General features: G+C 71.5%; 4 protein-coding genes. 2 read left to right on the top strand and 2 right to left on the bottom strand.

Annotation, left to right across the window (positions count from 1 at the left end; translation table 11 throughout):
• A partial coding sequence (locus Q2100_RS31105) for an ACT domain-containing protein (protein WP_302917105.1) occupies positions 1-444 on the top strand: 444 nt, incomplete at its 5' end.
• Positions 441-1,127 carry a histidine phosphatase family protein gene (locus Q2100_RS31100; protein ID WP_264011518.1) on the top strand — a complete coding sequence of 229 codons (687 nt, stop codon included), beginning with the start codon at positions 441-443 and terminating at the stop codon, positions 1,125-1,127. The genes Q2100_RS31105 and Q2100_RS31100, both read left to right, overlap by 4 nt.
• Before the next feature lie 27 nt (positions 1,128-1,154).
• On the opposite strand, the gene Q2100_RS31095 is transcribed toward Q2100_RS31100, so the two are convergent.
• Both Q2100_RS31095 and Q2100_RS31090 read right to left on the bottom strand, forming a co-directional pair.
• On the bottom strand, positions 1,155-1,355 hold the full coding sequence (locus Q2100_RS31095) for a hypothetical protein (protein ID WP_264011519.1): 201 nt from the start codon (positions 1,353-1,355) through the stop codon (positions 1,155-1,157).
• A 113-nt stretch (positions 1,356-1,468) separates the two neighbouring features.
• Positions 1,469-1,819, bottom strand: coding sequence for a metallopeptidase family protein (locus Q2100_RS31090; RefSeq protein WP_302917106.1), 351 nt, complete (start codon positions 1,817-1,819; stop codon positions 1,469-1,471).
• Between the last annotated feature and the right edge of the window lie 46 nt (positions 1,820-1,865).

Below are 1,865 nucleotides of genomic sequence, written 5' to 3'. Positions count from 1 at the left end.
GAGGCGCTCGCCTCGGGCGTCGTCGACGAGAACAACGCGCGCACCCGCTTCCTGCTCGCCGGCCGGCCTGCGCCGCCGCCCACCCGCACGGGCGCCGACCGCACCTCGGTGGTGCTGCGGCTGGCCAACGAGCCAGGGGCGCTGGTCACGGCCATGACCGAGCTGTCCGTCCGTGACATCGACCTGACCCGCATCGAGTCCCGGCCCACCCGAACGGGACTGGGCACCTACGTGTTCTTCCTGGACTTCGTCGGCCACATCGACGACGCCGCCGTCGCCGAGGCACTCAGAGCGCTGCACCGTCGTTGTGCAGATGTGCGCTATCTCGGATCCTGGCCCACAGGAGTGGCTGCCGGTGCGCCGCCGCCCCAGCTCGACGACGCATCGCACTGGCTGGCCGCGCTGCGCGACGGCAGACTCGGTGACGCGGAGGTGAACCAATGAGCGGACGGCTGGTGCTGGTCCGGCACGGGCAGTCGCTGTCCAACGTGGAGCGGCGGCTCGACACCCGCCCACCCGGCCGGGAGCTGACCGACCTCGGCCGCGAGCAGGCCAGGGAATTCGCCCGCGGGCTCGCGCACCCACCGGCGATGGTCGCCCACTCGGTCGCCGTGCGCGCGGTGCAGACGGCCGGCGAGATCGCCGCGCAGGCCGGGCTGCCCGCCCACGAGTTCGACGGCCTGCACGAGGTCCAGGTCGGCGAGCTGGAGGACCGCAACGACGACGACGCGATCGCCGAGTTCGAATCCATCTACCAGCGCTGGCACCAGGGCGACCTCGACGCCGTGATGCCCGGCGGCGAATCGGGCAACGACGTCCTCGACCGCTATGTCGCTGTGCTCACCCAGCTCAGGCTGCGCCACCTCGACGACGACGCCTGGCGCGGCGACATCGTGGTGGTGAGCCACGGCGCCGCGATCCGGCTGGTCGCTGCGGTGCTGGCGGGCGTCGACGGCGGCTTCGCGCTCGACCACCACCTGGCCAACACCGAGCCCGTGGTGCTGGCGCCGGTCACCGACGGCCGCTGGAGCTGCGTGCAGTGGGGCACGCTGACCCCGCCGTTCTATCCCGAGACCGACGTGCACCCGGTGCAGGACGCCCTGGAGTCCGCCGACCCGATGGGCTGACCCGAGCCGCTTCCGGCCGGGTGGGCGTCAACTGACGCGGACGACGGACCCGCCCGCGGCCTGACCGCACTGGCAGCCGATCGCCTCGCAGTCGATGCTGAAGGTGTGCATCACCTCGGGCGTCTCGCAGCCGTCCTCGGTGCACTCCATACGGAACCGGACGTGGTGGACCACCGTGCCATGGCAGTGCTCCAGCCCGGCCCGGCACTCCCGGCACTGGAAACTCATGGCCCGTTCATAGCACCGCCGGCCGACATGATGCGGTTGCCGCGCCTGTCATCCCCGGTCGAATGTCTTCGCGCGAGCGCTCATCCCCAGGTTGATTGTCTTCGCGCGAGCGCTCATCCCCACCCCAACTCGTGCAGGCGTTCCTCATCGATGCCGAAGTGGTGGGCGACCTCGTGGATCACGGTGATCGCCACCTCCTCGACCACCTGCTCCTCGGAGTCGCAGACGTCCAGCAGGGCGTCGCGGTAGATGGTGATCGTGTCGGGCAGCGAGCCCGCGTACCAGGAGTCCCGTTCGGTGAGCGCGACGCCCTCGTAGAGGCCGAGCAGGCCGGGTTCCTCGTCGTGGCGGTCGGCGACCAGCACCACGACGTTGTCGATGGCGGCCGCGAGGTCGGCGGGAATCAAGTCGAGCGCATCCGAGACCAGCTCGTCGAACCTCTGCTGGCCCATCCGGACGCCCACCCGGCTACGGCGCCGGGGGCGGCGGCGGCCCGGGTGCCGGTGCGGG

This window comes from Mycolicibacterium arseniciresistens (assembly GCF_030519285.1).
Classification (GTDB): Bacteria; Actinomycetota; Actinomycetes; order Mycobacteriales; family Mycobacteriaceae; genus Mycobacterium; species Mycobacterium arseniciresistens.
This window is presented reverse-complemented; position numbering and strand designations above follow the sequence as displayed.